At 46.3% G+C, this 20,246-nt stretch carries 15 protein-coding genes; 13 read left to right on the top strand and 2 right to left on the bottom strand.

The genetic code is table 11. The features are described 5' to 3' along the window. The first annotated feature begins 15 nt into the window (after nt 1-15). From QLG03_RS07550 to ugd, 10 genes are all read left to right on the top strand, one after another. The gene (locus QLG03_RS07550; RefSeq protein WP_072013426.1) at nt 16-1,200 is read left to right on the top strand and encodes a glycosyltransferase; all 1,185 of its coding nucleotides are present in this window, start codon (nt 16-18) and stop codon (nt 1,198-1,200) included. 68 nt (nt 1,201-1,268) lie between these two features. Beyond that, complete coding sequence (locus QLG03_RS07545) at nt 1,269-2,738, top strand: hypothetical protein (protein ID WP_130952852.1); 1,470 nt, start codon at nt 1,269-1,271, stop codon at nt 2,736-2,738. A gap of 16 nt (nt 2,739-2,754) precedes the next feature. Further along, complete coding sequence (locus tag QLG03_RS07540) at nt 2,755-3,735, top strand: polysaccharide pyruvyl transferase family protein (RefSeq protein ID WP_102004031.1); 981 nt, start codon at nt 2,755-2,757, stop codon at nt 3,733-3,735. A 172-nt stretch (nt 3,736-3,907) separates the two neighbouring features. Continuing rightward, a complete protein-coding gene (locus QLG03_RS07535) occupies nt 3,908-5,062 on the top strand; it encodes a glycosyltransferase family 4 protein (protein ID WP_044524139.1) in 1,155 nt (384 codons plus the stop codon). A gap of 77 nt (nt 5,063-5,139) precedes the next feature. Further along, nucleotides 5,140-6,537 (top strand): undecaprenyl-phosphate glucose phosphotransferase, encoded by a 1,398-nt coding sequence (gene wcaJ, locus QLG03_RS07530; RefSeq protein WP_044524137.1) that lies wholly within the window; start codon nt 5,140-5,142, stop codon nt 6,535-6,537. 73 nt (nt 6,538-6,610) lie between these two features. Then, nucleotides 6,611-7,693 carry an acyltransferase gene (locus QLG03_RS07525; RefSeq protein WP_255989131.1) on the top strand — a complete coding sequence of 361 codons (1,083 nt, stop codon included), beginning with the start codon at nt 6,611-6,613 and terminating at the stop codon, nt 7,691-7,693. Nucleotides 7,694-7,835: 142 nt separating this feature from the next. Beyond that, entirely contained in the window at nt 7,836-9,242 is a 1,407-nt protein-coding gene (gene gndA / locus QLG03_RS07520) for an NADP-dependent phosphogluconate dehydrogenase (protein WP_255989134.1), read from the top strand. Between the two features lie 225 nt (nt 9,243-9,467). After that, nucleotides 9,468-10,883 (top strand): mannose-1-phosphate guanylyltransferase/mannose-6-phosphate isomerase, encoded by a 1,416-nt coding sequence (locus QLG03_RS07515; protein WP_064154354.1) that lies wholly within the window; start codon nt 9,468-9,470, stop codon nt 10,881-10,883. Nucleotides 10,884-10,906: 23 nt separating this feature from the next. After that, a complete protein-coding gene (gene rfbK / locus QLG03_RS07510) occupies nt 10,907-12,277 on the top strand; it encodes an O9 family phosphomannomutase RfbK (protein ID WP_080820820.1) in 1,371 nt (456 codons plus the stop codon). Between the two features lie 163 nt (nt 12,278-12,440). Next, entirely contained in the window at nt 12,441-13,607 is a 1,167-nt protein-coding gene (gene ugd / locus QLG03_RS07505) for a UDP-glucose 6-dehydrogenase (RefSeq protein ID WP_255989142.1), read from the top strand. Between the two features lie 422 nt (nt 13,608-14,029). Here ugd and QLG03_RS07500 read toward each other — a convergent pair whose 3' ends face one another. Both QLG03_RS07500 and QLG03_RS07495 read right to left on the bottom strand, forming a co-directional pair. Then, nucleotides 14,030-14,152 carry a small membrane protein gene (locus tag QLG03_RS07500; protein ID WP_000429184.1) on the bottom strand — a complete coding sequence of 41 codons (123 nt, stop codon included), beginning with the start codon at nt 14,150-14,152 and terminating at the stop codon, nt 14,030-14,032. A 399-nt stretch (nt 14,153-14,551) separates the two neighbouring features. Then, nucleotides 14,552-15,556 carry an NAD-dependent epimerase gene (locus tag QLG03_RS07495; protein ID WP_023290365.1) on the bottom strand — a complete coding sequence of 335 codons (1,005 nt, stop codon included), beginning with the start codon at nt 15,554-15,556 and terminating at the stop codon, nt 14,552-14,554. A gap of 1,076 nt (nt 15,557-16,632) precedes the next feature. Here QLG03_RS07495 and QLG03_RS07490 point away from each other — a divergent pair. From QLG03_RS07490 to wzm, 3 genes are read left to right on the top strand one after another with little or no spacing between them, the layout of a single operon-like run. Next, on the top strand, nt 16,633-18,048 hold the full coding sequence (locus tag QLG03_RS07490) for a mannose-1-phosphate guanylyltransferase/mannose-6-phosphate isomerase (RefSeq protein WP_064154354.1): 1,416 nt from the start codon (nt 16,633-16,635) through the stop codon (nt 18,046-18,048). Nucleotides 18,049-18,071: 23 nt separating this feature from the next. Continuing rightward, nucleotides 18,072-19,454: an O9 family phosphomannomutase RfbK gene (gene rfbK, locus QLG03_RS07485; protein WP_049014738.1), complete on the top strand. Its 1,383-nt coding sequence runs from the start codon at nt 18,072-18,074 to the stop codon at nt 19,452-19,454. 5 nt (nt 19,455-19,459) lie between these two features. Beyond that, nucleotides 19,460-20,245 carry an O9 family O-antigen export ABC transporter permease subunit gene (wzm, locus tag QLG03_RS07480; RefSeq protein ID WP_032453448.1) on the top strand — a complete coding sequence of 262 codons (786 nt, stop codon included), beginning with the start codon at nt 19,460-19,462 and terminating at the stop codon, nt 20,243-20,245. Nucleotide 20,246: the final 1 nt, after the last annotated feature.

Below are 20,246 nucleotides of genomic sequence, written 5' to 3'. Positions count from 1 at the left end.
TAAAAAGGGTTACTAATGGAAAACAAAGATATCGTATTATTATCTACTGCCGACTGGGATAATCCTTTCTGGACAAACAAACAACATGTTGCGGTAGAATTATCCAGACTTGGCTATAAAGTATTTTATATTGATTCCCTTGGTCTTAGAGCTCCTTCGCTTAATAAAAAAGATTTAACTCGAGCAATAAAACGAATATTCAAGATGTTTAAAGCTCCACGCCATGTACGAGAAAATCTATGGGTTTGGTCGCCAGTAACTCTCCCATGGAATAAGTATAAACTAATCAGGGGTTTTAATAGACTATATTTGAAAGGGATGATAGGTTTTTGGACAAAGTATCTTAAATTCAGAGATAAGGTTTTATGGACGTATAATCCACTTACTAAAAGACTACTTAATTTAAAAGATTATAGTTATGTTGTTTATCATTGCGTTGATGAGATTAAGGCTCAACCAGGAATGCCGGTTTCAATTTTAGAAGAATCAGAAAATGAGTTAATAGTTAATTCTGATATAGTATTTGTCACTGCCCCGAAGTTATATGAATCTCGTAAGTTATTAAACGACAACACCTATTATCACTCAAACGTAGCTGATTTTAATCATTTCAATACGAGCATTACTGAAGGTTACGAGAGACCAAAAGATTTGAAAAATATTGAAGGACCGATTCTTGGATTTATCGGTGCAATTAGTAGTTATAAAGTTAATTTCGAATTACTATCTTCGCTGGCAAAAAACAGACCACAATATCATATTGTACTAATAGGTTTGGTTGGAGAGGGTGATCCTAATACAAGTGTTTCAATTTTAGAAAATCATAAGAATATTCACCTCTTAGGACCAAAGGAATATGATGAGTTGCCATCATATCTGAAGTATTTTGATGTTGCACTTTTACCTAATATGATTAATTCTTACACAGATAACATGTTTCCAATGAAGTTTTTTGAGTATCTTGCAGCAGGTAGAAAAGTTGTATCAGTTAATTTAAAGGCTATTCAAGAATTTAAGGACTATGTTTATATTAGTACCACGAATGAAGAATTTATAGAAAGTGTTGATAAAGCTTTAGACGGTGATGCTATTCCATTAGAGAAAAGATTAGAACTAGCTCGACAATATACATATCAATCGAGAACAAAAAAAATGCTAGATTTAATTGAGAATAACGATAATTCTATTTATAAAGGATAAATAAATTGTCGACAGATAAAAATAAACGTATAGCAAAAAACACTATAATGCTATACTCGCGGATGATCATGATTATGATCGTTTCGCTATATACATCAAGAATTTTACTACAAGCTTTAGGTGTTAAAGATCTAGGTATATATAGTATTATCGCAGGAGTAATTGTACTTTTTGGGTTTATTCAAAATGTTACTACTCTCGCAACTCAAAGATTTCTATCAATGGGATTGGGGCGAAACGATTATGTTTGGACAAACAGAGCATTTAATACAAGTGTCGTAGTGCATTTTGGTATAGCAATTATTATTTTATTTTTAGGTGAAACAATTGGCCTTTGGTTTGTAAATTCACATTTAAGTATTCCTTCTGATCGGGTAAAAGATGTAGCATGGATTTTCCATTTCTCACTTTTAGCTCTATCTGTACAAATATTACAAACACCTTTTATTGCGTCAATAATAGCCTGTGAAAGGATGGAGGTTTATGCAAAGATTGGTGTATTGGATGCTTTTCAACGATGGTTCATTGTTTTTCTTTTAGGAGCATTTAGTTTTAATGACAATTTAAAGGCATATGCTGTTCTAGTATTATGTGGGTATTTGTTTATTTTTCTTTGTTATTTTTTATTTTGCATTATTAAGTTCGAAATATGCAAAATGGATTTGAAAGTTGATAAAAAAATACTTATTGAGATGTTTTCGTTTTCCGGTTGGACACTTCTCGGTTCAATTAGTGTTGTTGCATTGTCTCAAGGAATTGCGATATTAGTAAATATATTCTTTGGTGTTGTTGCTAATGCATCTCTTGGTTTATCAGATCAAGTATTGGCTGCTATTAATAGAGTTACTGGAAATTTTCAAACTGCATTTAATCCTCAGATAATTAAATCTTATGCTGCGGGTGATTTATCTTATCTTAATAAATTACTCACACAAGCAAGCAAATTATCGTTTGGACTTGTTTTACTTGCAGTAGTTCCATTATTCACGGACACCCATTTTATTTTATCAATTTGGTTGAATACTGTACCCGAGTATTTAGTTTCACTTGTAAAAATTGTAGTGTTATATGTCTTGATTGATTGTCTTTCTGGACCTTTTGTAACAGTAATCTACGCTGTTGGAAAACTAAAACGTTATCAAATAACAATTAGTTGTATCATTCTTCTCAATTTACTTTTTGCAGTTGTTTTGGTATATAGCCGATTGCCATTATATGTTGTCGTATTTGCTCGTGTAAGCTCTACTTTATTATTATTATTCTATCGGATGAAAATTGTAAGTGGTGTAATAGATTATGACATAAGAGGGTATATATTAAATGTTTTGATAAAGTTATTCATCGTTGCAACCGTTTCTTTTATAAGTGCTTATTGGATTGATATATTCCTTCCCGAAACATATATTGGACTATTGGCTTTAACTTTACTATCAAGTTTGTTTGTTTTGATTCTTTTTTACTTTTTTGTATTATCAAAAGATGAGAAAAACTTTTGCAATCAGAAAGGTAAGAAAATTTACAGTAAGATATTTAATTGATTTTTAAGGTGAGAACATGAGTAAGTATGGTGTTATCGTTTATGAGGGTGGGAAATTTGAAGAGCAAAATCTCCTTAACCTGGGTGACTATGTTCAAAGTACAGCGGCTAAACAATTTCTACCTTCAGTAGATCATTACATCACGCGTGAAGGAATGCATCAATACAACGATGAAACTGTAAAGATGATAATGAATGCGTGGTATATGGCCAATCCAGAGAACTTTCCCCCATCAACAAAAATAGAACCATTATATGTATCAGTGCATCTGAATTCTTCAATAGTAGACAGAATTTTTAGACCAGAAGTTATTGAACATTTTAAAAAGCATGAACCAATTGGTTGTAGAGATAATCATACTAGAGATCTACTATTAGCTAAAGGAATTGATGCCTACTATTCAGGATGTATGACTTTAACACTTGGCCATTCATATAAACGTACAAAAATTACCGATGAAGTAATTTTTGTCGATATCATGCATGACTCATTATCAATGAAGCAGTTAATCAAACAACCACTTCGTTTAGGAAAAAGAATCCTTAATGGAAGGATTAAAGAGCTTGCGATCAAAAGAGATATTCTCCAAAAATATTTTGAAGAGGATGTTTTAGACAATGCTGTCTATATTGATCAAATGGTTCCTTATATTTCTGCTGAAGTTGGATTCCAAAAAGCTGACGCTTATTTGAAACGATTATCTGCTGCACGCTTTGTTGTAACATCGAGAATCCATACTGCCCTGCCTTGTTTGGCAATGGGCACACCAGTTATTTTTGTTAATGGTGGATTCAAAACTAAAGTTGATAATTGTAGATTTGATGGACTATTTGATTTCTTTAACCGTATCGATGTTGAAGCATCTGGTAAATCTCATTGTAACTTCAATTTCGATGGAAATAAAATTGGTATGAATACTACTCTTACCAATAAAGATTTACATGTCCCATATGCTAATGATCTAATTGAGAAGTGTCTCTCCTTTGTTAAGGATTGAATATAACCTTATATAATGCTGCCGGCTACTAGCCGGCAAAATAAATTATTAAGCATATCGATGAAATTAATTTTTAAAAAAGAACATTTTATTAAACAAACAATAGCAATGGTTTACCAAAAGTAATTTTAACTTTGACGATTGTACTAAGTAAAATTTTAAGGGATAAATTATGTCGCAGGATATTAATGTTGGTATTGTAGCTGATTGGCTAGTAACATATGCTGGCGCAGAGCGAGTTATTAAAGAATTCATTGAACTCTTTCCAAGTTCTGAATTATACGCTCTTGTCGAATATCTTTCAGATGAAGATAGAATTTTTTTTCAAGGAAAAAAAGCTACCACTAGCTTCGTCCAAAATTTACCCTTTGCAAAAAAGAAATATCAAAAATATTTACCATTCATGCCTTTTGCGGTAGAGCAATTAGATGTGACCAAGCATAATGTTGTTATTTCTAGTAGTCATGCCGTTGCAAAAGGTGTATTGACGGGACCAGATCAGTTGCATATTAGTTACGTACACTCGCCAATTAGATATGCTTGGGATATGCAATTTCAGTATCTTAAAGAGTCTGGTCTTGATAAAGGTATCAAAGGATTGTTAGCTAAATGGATTCTTCATAATATCCGCATGTGGGATTATCGAACTTCTAATGGTGTAGATCATTTTATTGCTAACTCTCATTTTATTGCCCGTCGTATCATGAAGGTATATGGAAGGCAAGCTGATGTAATTTATCCTCCTGTTGATGTTCATCGTTTTGAGTTAGTAGAGCAGAAAGAAGATTTTTATCTCACAGCATCGCGATTAGTTCCTTACAAAAGAATCGACTTGATTGTTGAGGCATTTAGCAAAATGCCCAATAAGAAATTAGTTGTTATTGGTGATGGTAGTGAAATGATAAAAATAAAAAATAAAGCTAAAGGTAACGTGGAGATATTAGGATATCAGCCGAATAGTGTCATGGAGGATTATATGAAAAAAGCGAAAGCTTTTGTTTTTGCTGCAGAAGAGGATTTTGGAATTACTCCAGTTGAAGCTCAAGCATGTGGTACTCCTGTAATTGCTTTTGGTAAAGGCGGTTCACTGGAAACGGTCAGGCCATATGGTGTAGCTCAAGCAACCGGTTTCTTTTTTGAACAACAAACAATAAGTTCTTTGATCAATGCCGTAAATAGTTTCGAAGAAAATTCTCATAATATTAACCCTAGTGATTGTCGAAACAACGCCTTAAAATTTTCTGCAGAAAGATTTCGCGAAGAATTTAATTCTTATGTATCAACAAAATGGTTGGATTTTAATATCTCAAAAAGTATTGAGTATTAATTATGTTGTTTTTATCAACTGTAACATACGTTTGTATTTATTGTTGTTAGTCAGTTGTGAATATGAGTAAAATACATATGATAACATTTTCCCATCGTGTTCGTGCGAATGCTAATGCATCAATAATCTCTTTAGTGCAAAGGTTTTCTGATATTGCTATTATTTTTTTAGGTTTGTATACAACTTGCTTGTTTTATAATTTCAATATTTCTTATAAAGCAAATTTAATCGGTCTAACGGCTCTTGTTGTATTTCAAATGATCGGCGGAATTACTGATTTCTATCGCTCATGGAGAGGTGTGAAGATCTCTGCCGAACTTATTATGATAATCAAAAACTGGACACTAAGTATAATACTTACATCTGGATTAATTTCACTTTTCCCAGATTTCGATATTAGTGTGAAAGTGTTTATATTTTGGTATTTCTTTGTTGTGTTGGGTTTCATTTTTTGCCGTACTTTTATACGTCTTGGTGCTGGAGTGTTACGCAAGTTAGGTTACAATACACGGCGAGTTGCTGTCGTCGGCTCTTCCCCTGCTGCTATTAGTTTACTTCAGAGTTTTTTAGAGGAACCGTGGTTAGGGTTCGTTGTTAAAGGTATTTATGATGATAAGCCACAGATCGAATATGGTAATGTACCTTATGGTGGTTCGTTGTCTACATTAATAGCCCAAGCTAGGGCAGGTGAAATTGATCGTATATATATTGCACTGAGTATGAAAGATGAGCAAATTATAAAAGATCTTGTGTCAAAACTTACAGATACTACCTGTTCAGTGTTACTTATACCGGATGTGTTTACGTTTAATATTTTGCAATCTCGAACTGAAGAAATCAATGGCGTACCTGTAGTACCTCTTTTTGATACGCCATTGAGCGGTATTAATATGTTGTTTAAGAGGTTAGAAGACATTGTTGTCTCTAGTATTATTTTAGTACTAATTTCTCCTGTGCTTATTGGTATTGCTTTAGCAGTAAAATTTTCTTCACCTGGTCCAATTATTTTTCGCCAAATACGATATGGTATGGATGGTAAACCTATTAAGGTTTGGAAATTCCGTTCGATGACTGTTATGGAAAATGACGATAAAGTAATACAAGCTACAAAAAATGATGTACGAGTGACAAAGGTTGGACGTTTCCTTAGAAGTACCTCACTAGATGAGTTACCTCAGTTTTTTAATGTATTATTTGGTCAGATGTCTGTTGTTGGCCCACGCCCGCATGCTGTTTCTCATAATGAACAATATAGATCTCTTATTCAAGGTTATATGCTTCGACATAAGGTTAAACCGGGTATTACTGGTTTAGCTCAAATCAACGGTTGGCGTGGAGAGACAGATACATTAGAGAAAATGGAGAAGCGAATTGAATACGATTTGCTATACATTCGTGGTTGGAGTATATGGCTAGATTTGAAAATTATTTTCCTTACTATCTTCAAAGGCTTTATCAATAAGTCAGCTTATTAAGTAATATCTACCTTAACCTGCTATGTATTCTAAGTCTTACATGATGTTTTATAATATTTAAATTGAGGTCTAAATGGCTAATGATATTGGCTTTAACAAAAACTCTAGAATCCAAACACTGCGCGGTATAGCTGCGCTTTCAGTTGTTGTGGATCATACATTAACTCAATTTAATATATATTACCATCTTGAAGGAATAACCGGGGGAATATTACGTAATTTGCAGGGGGTTGGCACTATAGGTGTTTATGTGTTCTTTATTGTTAGTGGATATATAATGTCCTTAACGACTTTTAATAAAACATGGGATAAAAAAGCTTCTTCTGTTTTTTTAAAGAAAAGAATTATTCGTATCTATCCTATTTATTGGTTCTGGCTGACATTACTTCTCGTTGCTTGGTTTGCAGGCTTTGCTTTGAAACAACATCATTATTCCTTTGAGAAAATAGTTTCATCTTATTTGCTTTTACCATATTCCGATGAAGAACCCAGCAAAATAAACCCAGTCCTTGGCCAAGGGTGGACTCTTATATATGAAATGTTTTTTTATATTTTCTTTTCTATTTTGATTTTAATGAATATACCTAAGCGCAAGGTGTTAATTGTTTCCTTTTTGTTTTTTTCTTTAATAATAGTACTAGGCAAAGGTTCGATAACAGGAATTCCATATATCGATTTTTTTATATCATCAAAGTTATTTTATTTTTTTGTTTTCGGTATTTTTATTTATAATTATTGCGATAAGATTATTAATCTATTCTCTTCTGTTATTTCTGTGTGTTTAAGTTTATTAACTTGCTTTGTATTGTTTTTTGTTATCGCTTTGGGTGCTGTGCCCGAAGAGTTTAGTAAAGTGGCAATGGTCTTTTTTGCAATTATTTTCTTTCTTGTATGGTTTTCCAAAGGCTCATGCAATAAGTACTTAGTTATTTTAGGTGACTCCTCTTACTCTCTATATCTATGCCATACTTTTATTGTTATGGGATTTGGTGTTGTTTGTAAGAAATTTGACCTTTCAATGCTAATGCTTTCTATAATAGGAACGTTAACTATCATTTTATCGGTCATTGTAGGGTTATTTAGTTACTTCTTACTTGAAAAGAAATTACATGCATTATTTATTCAAAAAAAAACTACAGCTAACAATGCCTTCTAAAGGCTTGTTTTAATAAAGGCTATTTTGCTTGTCTTTGTTACGCACCATTTTACCCTATGCACATAAGCACCATTGCGCTAATATGAACATCAAAATTAAGCTGCGAGTATGTCGCAGTGACCACACCTGACAGGAGTATGTAATGTCCAAGCAACAGATCGGGGTTGTCGGTATGGCTGTGATGGGGCGTAACCTTGCGCTGAACATCGAAAGCCGTGGTTATACCGTCTCCGTTTTCAACCGCTCCCGTGAAAAGACCGAAGAAGTGATTGCCGAAAATCCAGGCAAGAAACTTGTTCCTTACTACACAGTACAAGAGTTTGTTGAATCCCTTGAAACACCACGTCGTATCCTGTTGATGGTGAAGGCCGGGGCTGGCACCGACAGCGCCATCGATTCCCTGAAGCCTTACCTCGATAAAGGCGACATCATCATTGATGGCGGCAACACCTTCTTCCAGGACACCATCCGTCGTAACCGTGAGTTGTCTGCCGACGGTTTTAACTTTATCGGTACCGGTGTTTCCGGTGGTGAAGAGGGGGCTCTGAAAGGGCCTTCCATCATGCCTGGTGGGCAGAAAGAAGCCTATGAGCTGGTTGCTCCGATTCTGAAGCAGATTGCTGCGGTTGCTGAAGACGGTGAGCCGTGTGTGACCTATATCGGTGCTGACGGTGCTGGTCATTATGTGAAGATGGTTCATAACGGCATCGAGTATGGTGACATGCAGTTGATTGCTGAAGCTTATGCGCTGTTGAAAGGCGGTCTGGCACTTTCCAACGAAGAGCTGGCGCAAACCTTCACCGAATGGAACGAAGGTGAGCTAAGCAGCTACCTGATCGACATTACCAAAGATATCTTCACCAAGAAGGATGAAGAGGGTAAATACCTCGTCGATGTCATTCTTGATGAAGCAGCAAACAAAGGTACCGGTAAGTGGACCAGCCAGAGTTCACTTGATCTCGGCGAACCTCTGTCTCTGATCACCGAGTCCGTATTTGCTCGTTACATCTCTTCACTTAAAGACCAGCGTGTAGCCGCTTCGAAAGTGCTGAGTGGACCCCAGGCTCAGCCAGCTGGTGATAAAGCGGAATTTATCGAAAAAGTGCGTCGTGCGTTATATCTCGGTAAAATCGTTTCCTATGCCCAGGGCTTCTCACAGCTGCGTGCTGCTTCTGATGAATACAACTGGGATCTGAACTACGGTGAGATCGCTAAGATTTTCCGCGCTGGCTGCATCATTCGTGCGCAGTTCCTGCAGAAGATCACTGATGCTTATGCGCAAAACGCTGGCATTGCTAACCTGTTGCTGGCCCCGTACTTCAAACAGATCGCTGATGACTATCAGCAGGCGCTGCGTGATGTCGTTGCTTATGCCGTGCAGAATGGTATTCCGGTACCGACGTTCTCTGCAGCAATTGCCTACTACGACAGCTACCGTTCCGCAGTTTTGCCAGCTAACCTGATTCAGGCTCAGCGTGATTACTTTGGTGCGCACACCTATAAGCGTACAGATAAAGACGGTGTGTTCCACACAGAGTGGTTGGAATAATTTTCTTCACACAGTCAGGCCATTTGGCCTGACTGTTTTAATTTTATATTTAATGTTGCAACCTGACCTTAAGCATTTCCTTTCTAAAAATATTTCTAATATCTAATTTTTAACCTTTTTAAGAATTTGCCATATTTATTATCTTGTACGCCTATATTAGTCTGCTTCTGGCCTCAGTGATTTACTGGGTGTTAAATAACAGGGTTTTAATTAAAGGATATTAATATGTTACTTCCTGTGATAATGGCTGGCGGTACCGGCAGTCGTCTCTGGCCGATGTCTCGCGAGCTTTACCCGAAACAGTTCCTCCGGCTGTACGGGCAGAACTCCATGCTGCAGGAAACCATCACCCGACTCTCGGGCCTTGAAATCCATGAACCGATGGTCATCTGTAACGAAGAGCACCGCTTCCTGGTGGCCGAACAGCTGCGCCAGCTCAACAGGCTGTCCAACAACATTATTCTTGAGCCGGTCGGGCGCAACACCGCCCCGGCCATTGCTCTGGCGGCCCTTCAGGCCACCCGTCACGGTGACGACCCGCTGATGCTGGTTCTCGCCGCCGACCATATCATCAATAACCAGCCGGTCTTCCACGACGCTATCCGCGTCGCCGAGCAGTATGCCGATGAAGGCCACCTGGTCACCTTCGGTATCGTGCCGAACGCCCCGGAAACCGGCTACGGCTACATCCAGCGCGGCGTGGCCCTCACCGACAGCGCCCACACCCCGTACCAGGTGGCCCGCTTCGTGGAGAAGCCGGACCGCGAGCGCGCTGAGGCCTACCTCGCCTCCGGGGAGTACTACTGGAACAGCGGCATGTTTATGTTCCGCGCCAAAAAATACCTCTCCGAGCTGGCCAAATTCCGCCCGGATATCCTCGAAGCCTGCCAGGCCGCGGTCAATGCCGCCGACAACGGCAGCGACTTCATCAGCATCCCGCATGACATTTTCTGCGAGTGCCCGGACGAGTCCGTGGACTACGCGGTGATGGAGAAAACCGCCGACGCCGTGGTGGTCGGTCTCGATGCCGACTGGAGCGACGTCGGCTCCTGGTCCGCCCTGTGGGAGGTCAGCCCGAAAGATGAGCAGGGCAACGTCCTCAGCGGCGACGCGTGGGTGCACAACAGCGAAAACTGCTACATCAACAGCGACGAGAAGCTGGTGGCGGCCATCGGCGTGGAGAATCTGGTGATTGTCAGCACCAAGGACGCCGTGCTGGTGATGAACCGCGAACGTTCCCAGGACGTGAAGAAGGCGGTCGAGTTCCTCAAGCAGAACCAGCGCAGCGAGTACAAGCGCCACCGCGAGATTTACCGTCCCTGGGGCCGCTGCGACGTGGTGGTCCAGACCCCGCGCTTCAACGTCAACCGTATCACCGTGAAACCGGGAGGCGCCTTCTCGATGCAGATGCACCACCACCGCGCCGAGCACTGGGTCATTCTCGCCGGCACCGGCCAGGTGACGGTCAACGGCAAGCAGTTCCTGCTGACCGAGAACCAGTCCACCTTTATTCCGATTGGCGCCGAGCACAGCCTGGAAAACCCGGGCCGCATTCCGCTGGAAGTGCTGGAGATCCAGTCGGGGTCGTACCTCGGCGAGGACGACATTATTCGTATTAAAGACCAGTATGGTCGTTGCTAATTTTTTTCGGGACAAAACGCAGAATGACACAGTTAACATGCTTTAAGGCTTATGACATCCGTGGTGAACTGGGCGAGGAGCTGAACGAGGACATCGCCTACCGTATCGGCCGCGCCTACGGCGAATTTCTGAAACCCGGGAAGATAGTGGTGGGGGGCGATGTGCGCCTCACCAGCGAGTCGCTGAAGCTGGCGCTGGCCCGCGGGCTGATGGACGCCGGCACCGACGTGCTGGATATCGGCCTGAGCGGCACCGAAGAGATTTACTTCGCCACTTTCCACCTCGGGGTGGACGGCGGTATCGAGGTGACGGCGAGCCACAACCCGATGAACTACAACGGCATGAAGCTGGTGCGCGAGAACGCGAAGCCCATCAGCGGCGATACCGGCCTGCGTGACATCCAGCGCCTGGCGGAGGAAAACCAGTTCCCGCCGGTGGACCCGGCGCGTCGCGGGACCCTGCGCCAGATTTCGGTGCTGAAGGAGTACGTCGACCACCTGATGGGCTACGTGGACCTGGCGAACTTCACCCGTCCGCTGAAGCTGGTGGTGAACTCCGGCAACGGGGCGGCGGGGCACGTGATTGATGAGGTGGAGAAACGCTTCGCGGCGGCCGGGGCGCCGGTGACCTTTATCAAGGTGCATCATCAGCCGGACGGCCATTTCCCGAACGGTATCCCGAACCCGCTGCTGCCGGAGTGCCGCCAGGACACCGCCGACGCGGTGCGTGCGCATCAGGCGGACATGGGTATCGCCTTTGACGGCGACTTCGACCGCTGCTTCCTGTTCGATGACGAGGCGTCGTTTATCGAGGGGTACTACATTGTCGGCCTGCTGGCGGAAGCGTTCCTGCAGAAGCAGCCGGGGGCGAAAATCATTCACGACCCGCGCCTGACGTGGAACACGGTGGACATCGTGACCCGCAGCGGCGGGCAGCCGGTGATGTCGAAGACCGGGCATGCGTTCATCAAGGAGCGGATGCGCCAGGAAGACGCCATCTACGGCGGGGAGATGAGCGCGCACCATTACTTCCGTGACTTCGCCTACTGCGACAGCGGGATGATCCCGTGGCTGCTGGTGGCGGAGCTGCTGTGCCTGAAGAACAGCTCGCTGAAATCGCTGGTGGAGGACCGCCAGGCGGCGTTCCCGGCGTCGGGGGAGATCAACCGCAAGCTGGGTAATGCGGCGGAGGCGATCGCCCGTATCCGGGCGCAGTATGAGCCGGCGGCCGCACACATCGACACAACGGACGGTATCAGTATTGAATACCCTGAGTGGCGCTTTAACCTGCGCACATCCAACACGGAGCCGGTGGTGCGCCTGAACGTGGAGTCCAGAGCGGATACGGCGTTGATGAATGCAAAAACCGAAGAGATTTTAGCTCTTCTCAAGTAATGCATTATCCATAATGGAAGCCATAGGGTCAGATTTTAATCGTATTATTGACCTTATGGCTTATTCTTGACATCCCACTGGTCAAAGCGTAAAACCGCCCACAGCATTATTTAATTTCGTGGCTATCCGCCATTACCCAGTTAACTGATTAAAGTGTAATCGAATGAAAATTACTATTTCCGGTACAGGTTATGTTGGTTTATCGAACGGTATCCTGATTGCGCAAAACCACGAAGTGGTGGCCCTGGATATCGTACAGGCCAAAGTGGATATGCTTAACCAGAAGATCTCTCCGATTGTCGATAAAGAGATCCAGGAATATCTGGCAGAAAAACCGTTAAACTTCCGTGCTACCACGGATAAGCAAGACGCATACCGTAATGCCGACTACGTGATCATTGCGACGCCGACCGATTACGATCCCAAAACTAACTACTTCAACACCTCTACGGTGGAAGCGGTTATTCGCGATGTCACCGAGATCAACCCGAATGCGGTGATGATCATTAAATCGACCATCCCGGTGGGTTTCACCCGCGACATCAAAGAACGTTTAGGGATTGATAATGTCATTTTCTCTCCTGAGTTCCTGCGTGAAGGCCGTGCGCTGTACGACAACCTGCACCCGTCGCGTATTGTCATCGGTGAGCGCTCTGCGCGTGCCGAACGTTTCGCAGACCTGCTGAAAGAAGGTGCGATCAAGCAGGATATCCCGACCCTGTTTACCGACTCCACCGAAGCGGAAGCGATCAAACTGTTCGCTAACACCTATCTGGCGCTGCGCGTTGCCTATTTCAACGAGCTCGACAGCTATGCTGAAAGCCAGGGGCTGAACAGCAAGCAGATTATCGAAGGGGTATGCCTGGATCCGCGTATCGGCAACCACTACAACAACCCGTCCTTTGGCTACGGCGGCTACTGTCTGCCGAAAGACACCAAGCAGCTGCTGGCGAACTACGAATCGGTCCCGAACAACATCATCGCGGCTATCGTCGATGCCAACCGTACCCGTAAAGACTTTATCGCGGATTCTATTCTCGCCCGCAAGCCGAAAGTGGTGGGTGTGTATCGCCTGATCATGAAGAGCGGGTCAGACAACTTCCGTGCCTCTTCTATTCAGGGCATCATGAAGCGCATCAAGGCGAAAGGTATCCCGGTTATTATCTATGAACCGGTGATGCAGGAAGATGAGTTCTTCAACTCCCGCGTCGTGCGCAACCTGGATGCCTTCAAACAAGAGGCGGATGTGATCATTTCTAACCGTATGGCGGAAGAGTTGGCGGATGTCGCGGATAAGGTTTATACCCGCGATCTGTTTGGTAACGATTAATTCTGCCTGTCTGACACTGGCGGCTCCCCGCCGCCAGTATGCTTCTTTATCTCCCCGCTATATCCCTCACTGCGCGTATTTCTCGCACATTCAGATTAACCTCAATAAATTGTGATGGACATTACGATCCTGCTCAAAACCCGTTGCGGGTTGAAAACAGGTCCGATAAGTTAAACTTACCTTGTGAAGAGCTACCGTCACTGTGATGTAGATGCCGGAGATAAGCGCCGGGAGGTAAAACGAAGCCTGCAACGCAGGCTTTTGTTATTTATGCCCTGGGGAAATATGAGGAACAGGGCGCGAGTAACGTTATTTTTTCTTGCCTTAAGGCCACGCCAAAACGCAGAATGAACGGTCATTCTGTCATATCATTTTTTTATCTCTTAATATTATCTTAATCTAAATGCAATATGGAGCGAGTCTTACCACTTGCGTTTATTAAACGTCAGTTTTGTTTTCTTTCTGTCTTTCAGATATGAAATTAAAAAGAAAACAGACACAGCAAGTAGTATGGCAGCGACCACTAAGAAAAATAGGTTTTCCATAATATCTACCACAGCTTTTTGTTGGTTGAATCATTAGCATGTTAAGCAACACGTCAGCCAGGAAGCGCTGAATTGCGATCTCTAACATATCCTGTTCTTAAGAAAATTCCTACAGAAAGTAATGTCTTTTATTTATCAGGAGAAAATGCTGAAGGAGCCATTAAAAATAGTATTGAAAAGAGTGACAGCAGGGGACCAGGCTTAAAGTTGTTGGCTTTTTCGCTGGCGGGCAGATGAAACTGGTTTCAGCACCGTCGTTAAAACCAGTAAAAATTATTCTTTAGCACAAAAAAGTATAGCCTGTGCCAGGCTCGGGTAAAGAAATGAATGATAAAGGAAGACAATACGGGATGCTTATCCGTTGCCGCAATCAGCGGATTGCGGCAGGGCAGAGACAGGTTAGATCTGATAGTAATCCTTATACCACTCCACGAAGTTCTTCACGCCTTCCTTCACTGACGTCTGTGGCTTAAAGCCCACCAGGTCATACAGCGGCTGGGTGTCTGCGCTGGTGTCCAGCACATCGCCCGGCTGAATCGGCATCATATTCTTCTTCGCTTCCATCCCCAGGGCTTCTTCCAGGGCGGTGATATAATCCATCAGTTCCACCGGCGAGCTGTTGCCAATGTTATAGACCCGGTACGGCGCCGAGCTGGTGGCCGGGGAACCATTCTCAACGGTCCAGTCGGCATTGGCCTGCGGGATCACATCCTGAACGCGCACCACCGCCTCGACGATATCGTCGATATAGGTGAAATCGCGCTTCATCTTGCCGTAGTTGTAAACGTCGATACTTTTCCCTGCCAGCATCGCTTTCGTGAACTTGAACAGCGCCATATCCGGGCGGCCCCACGGACCATAGACCGTAAAGAAGCGCAGCCCGGTGGTCGGGATGCCGTACAGATGGGAATAGGTATGCGCCATCAGCTCATTGGCTTTCTTGGTGGCGGCGTACAGGGAAACCGGATGATCGACGGAATCCTCCGTGGAGAACGGCATTTTGCGGTTAAGGCCGTAAACCGAACTGGAGGAGGCGTATACCAGGTGTTTCACTTTGGTATGGCGGCAGCCTTCCAGAATATTCAGGTACCCCATCAGGTTTGCGTCGGCGTAGGCATACGGGTTTTCCAGCGAATAGCGCACGCCGGCCTGGGCCGCCAGGTGGATCACGCGGTCAAACTGTTCTGCGGCGAACAGCGTCGCCATACCCTCACGGTCGGCAAGATCCAGCTGCTGGAAATGGAATGCCGGAGAGGACAGGCGATCCAGACGGGCCTGCTTCAGGCTGACGTCATAGTAGTCGTTCATGTTGTCGATCCCGACAACGTCATGCCCTTCATTCAGCAGGCGCTGCGCGATATGAAAGCCGATAAAACCTGCGGCACCAGTGACCAAAAACTTCATATTTTTCCTCCGGGGTGTGGATATCCCGTTCTACATAACGGCCGATTTTACACTGGCTTGCGGCTGGGATCACTTGCTTTGCCGCGTCTTATCCGCCAGGCGTGAAGTGAAGGGCGCTTTTTTCTGGCAAAATCGTGGTGGCAAAGGCTGATAAATAACAACGTTTCTCATTTGACTGTTAGCTGTCGAATAATAACCTTATGACCTGTCAGCGGTTTAGCGATTCATGGTGCAATCATAAAGGTCGCCAATCCCCCCGGTATGGCGTAATTTTGTTTAAAGTTATATTTTCGTCAGCGGATGATTTAGCAAATGGGCAAAATCTTTGTAGTGTTTCCCCTGGTTTTTTGATGAATATCAATGGATTAGATTGGTTTTGTTTGTTTAGTGAATGTTTATAATGTGTATTATTTGAGTAATCCATTAATCAGTAGGCTTTTTTATTTTTATTCCCCGCGACCAGCGCTATAATCTGCGGACGATTTTCTTTGTGGAATGTGCAGTGTAGAGCATGAGTCGTTTATCCCTCCTGTCGGAACAAAGCGCCGTCGCCATGTGCAAAGGGCCATCAAGCCTGGCCGCGCGTTGTCTCCCTGGTGGCGAAAGCGATGTCTCTTCTTATCTTTCCCCGCATCGTGGACGCTCCTTTCTGGCGCTTGCTGACACCGGCAGGCCGCCCGTTTCCCTTTCGTCGGTGGCGGAAAGCGCACGCGTGATACCCTGCGTAAATGAGAAAGTCCTGATGGTTAACCCGGCGGCAAATGCGGAAAGTGTGGGGCATTTCGCGGCCAGGTGAGGACAGATGCATATTAAAAGCAGAGATATGTCCCAGGACATATCTCTGCTTTTAGGTTTTCAGGACACCCGTTCCGTCAGGCTGGTTTTTCAGGCTGCTGAGTGAACGTTCTGCCGACAGCCTGAAGCGAAAGAGGGTGGCGTTTAGCCTGAAGCACGGGAGCAGTACGCATTTTGGTTGCGACAGCCAATGGCGGTAGCGTGCCTGAAAAAGGCCATTCCACCCGACGGTCGATTGATTGATAGTAAAATAAAGCAATTATTTATTTAAGGATTTCATTATGTTACTTCCTGTAATTATGGCTGGTGGTACCGGCAGTCGTCTCTGGCCGATGTCTCGCGAGCTTTACCCGAAACAGTTCCTCCGGCTGTACGGGCAGAACTCCATGCTGCAGGAAACCATCACCCGACTCTCGGGCCTTGAAATCCATGAACCGATGGTCATCTGTAACGAAGAGCACCGCTTCCTGGTGGCCGAACAGCTGCGCCAGCTCAACAGGCTGTCCAACAACATTATTCTTGAGCCGGTCGGGCGCAACACCGCCCCGGCCATTGCTCTGGCGGCCCTTCAGGCCACCCGTCACGGTGACGACCCGCTGATGCTGGTTCTCGCCGCCGACCATATCATCAATAACCAGCCGGTCTTCCACGACGCTATCCGCGTCGCCGAGCAGTATGCCGATGAAGGCCACCTGGTCACCTTCGGTATCGTGCCGAACGCCCCGGAAACCGGCTACGGCTACATCCAGCGCGGCGTGGCCCTCACCGACAGCGCCCACACCCCGTACCAGGTGGCCCGCTTCGTGGAGAAGCCGGACCGCGAGCGCGCTGAGGCCTACCTCGCCTCCGGGGAGTACTACTGGAACAGCGGCATGTTTATGTTCCGCGCCAAAAAATACCTCTCCGAGCTGGCCAAATTCCGCCCGGATATCCTCGAAGCCTGCCAGGCCGCGGTCAATGCCGCCGACAACGGCAGCGACTTCATCAGCATCCCGCATGACATTTTCTGCGAGTGCCCGGACGAGTCCGTGGACTACGCGGTGATGGAGAAAACCGCCGACGCCGTGGTGGTCGGTCTCGATGCCGACTGGAGCGACGTCGGCTCCTGGTCCGCCCTGTGGGAGGTCAGCCCGAAAGATGAGCAGGGCAACGTCCTCAGCGGCGACGCGTGGGTGCACAACAGCGAAAACTGCTACATCAACAGCGACGAGAAGCTGGTGGCGGCCATCGGCGTGGAGAATCTGGTGATTGTCAGCACCAAGGACGCCGTGCTGGTGATGAACCGCGAACGTTCCCAGGACGTGAAGAAGGCGGTCGAGTTCCTCAAGCAGAACCAGCGCAGCGAGTACAAGCGCCACCGCGAGATTTACCGTCCCTGGGGCCGCTGCGACGTGGTGGTCCAGACCCCGCGCTTCAACGTCAACCGTATCACCGTGAAACCGGGAGGCGCCTTCTCGATGCAGATGCACCACCACCGCGCCGAGCACTGGGTCATTCTCGCCGGCACCGGCCAGGTGACGGTCAACGGCAAGCAGTTCCTGCTGACCGAGAACCAGTCCACCTTTATTCCGATTGGCGCCGAGCACAGCCTGGAAAACCCGGGCCGCATTCCGCTGGAAGTGCTGGAGATCCAGTCGGGGTCGTACCTCGGCGAGGACGACATTATTCGTATTAAAGACCAGTATGGTCGTTGCTAATTTTTTTCGGGACAAAACGCAGAATGACACAGTTAACATGCTTTAAGGCTTATGACATCCGTGGTGAACTGGGCGAGGAGCTGAACGAGGACATCGCCTACCGTATCGGCCGCGCCTACGGCGAATTTCTGAAACCCGGGAAGATAGTGGTGGGGGGCGATGTGCGCCTCACCAGCGAGTCGCTGAAGCTGGCGCTGGCCCGCGGGCTGATGGACGCCGGCACCGACGTGCTGGATATCGGCCTGAGCGGCACCGAAGAGATTTACTTCGCCACTTTCCACCTCGGGGTGGACGGCGGTATCGAGGTGACGGCGAGCCACAACCCGATGAACTACAACGGCATGAAGCTGGTGCGCGAGAACGCGAAGCCCATCAGCGGCGATACCGGCCTGCGTGACATCCAGCGCCTGGCGGAGGAAAACCAGTTCCCGCCGGTGGACCCGGCGCGTCGCGGGACCCTGCGCCAGATTTCGGTGCTGAAGGAGTACGTCGACCACCTGATGGGCTACGTGGACCTGGCGAACTTCACCCGTCCGCTGAAGCTGGTGGTGAACTCCGGCAACGGGGCGGCGGGGCACGTGATTGATGAGGTGGAGAAACGCTTCGCGGCGGCCGGGGCGCCGGTGACCTTTATCAAGGTGCATCATCAGCCGGACGGCCATTTCCCGAACGGTATCCCGAACCCGCTGCTGCCGGAGTGCCGCCAGGACACCGCCGACGCGGTGCGTGCGCATCAGGCGGACATGGGTATCGCCTTTGACGGCGACTTCGACCGCTGCTTCCTGTTCGATGACGAGGCGTCGTTTATCGAGGGGTACTACATTGTCGGCCTGCTGGCGGAAGCGTTCCTGCAGAAGCAGCCGGGGGCGAAAATCATTCACGACCCGCGCCTGACGTGGAACACGGTGGACATCGTGACCCGCAGCGGCGGGCAGCCGGTGATGTCGAAGACCGGGCATGCGTTCATCAAGGAGCGGATGCGCCAGGAAGACGCCATCTACGGCGGGGAGATGAGCGCGCACCATTACTTCCGTGACTTCGCCTACTGCGACAGCGGGATGATCCCGTGGCTGCTGGTGGCGGAGCTGCTGTGCCTGAAGAACAGCTCGCTGAAATCGCTGGTGGAGGACCGCCAGGCGGCGTTCCCGGCGTCGGGGGAGATCAACCGCAAGCTGGGTAATGCGGCGGAGGCGATCGCCCGTATCCGGGCGCAGTATGAGCCGGCGGCCGCACACATCGACACAACGGACGGTATCAGTATTGAATACCCTGAGTGGCGCTTTAACCTGCGCACATCCAACACGGAGCCGGTGGTGCGCCTGAACGTTGAGTCCAGAGCGGATACGGCGTTGATGAACGAGAAAACCGCCGAGCTGCTCAACCTGTTAAAAGAGGAATCGCTTTGAGTCCTATGTTTTCAGCGATCTATCGCTACCGTGGCTTTATTATTGACAGCGTTAAACGGGACTTTCAGTCCCGTTACCAGACCAGCTTTTTAGGCGCGGCATGGCTGATCTTGCAGCCGATCGCCATGATTTCCGTCTATACATTAATCTTTTCTGAATTAATGCGTGCCCGCCTGGCGGGCATGGACGGCCCTTTTGCCTATAGCATCTACCTCTGTTCCGGGGTGTTAACCTGGGGGCTGTTCACGGAAACGCTCAACAATCTGGTCAACGTTTTTTTGACCAACGCCAACATTCTTAAAAAGCTCAGCTTTCCGCGGATCTGTTTACCGATCATCGTCACCGCTTCGGCGTTCATTAACTTTCTGATCATTTTCGGTCTGTTTGTGCTGTTTCTGATCGTCACGGGGAATTTCCCGGGCATGATTTTCTTTGAAATCATTCCGGTGCTGATCGTCCAGATGCTGTTCACCCTGGGCCTGGGGATTATCCTCGGCGTGCTGAACGTTTTTGTCCGCGACATCGGCCAGTTCGTCAATATTCTGCTGCAGTTTTGGTTCTGGTTTACGCCTATTGTTTACGTGTCCAAAACGCTGCCGGAATGGGTTTCAGGCCTGCTGGCCTATAACCCGATGGCGACTATTATCGGTTCCTACCAGAATGTGATGCTCTATCACCAGAGCCCTGACTGGATGGCGCTGCTTCCGGTCACTGTGGTGTCGGTCATTCTGTTTTTATTTGCCTGGCGTTTATTTAAAAAACATGCCGCTGATATTGTGGACGAGATTTAAT

The organism is Klebsiella sp. V115_8, from assembly GCF_029967715.1.
Taxonomy (GTDB): domain Bacteria; phylum Pseudomonadota; class Gammaproteobacteria; order Enterobacterales; family Enterobacteriaceae; genus Klebsiella; species Klebsiella quasipneumoniae.
The sequence above is the reverse complement of the archived record's forward strand: the minus strand, read 5'-3'. Positions and strand labels throughout refer to the sequence as shown.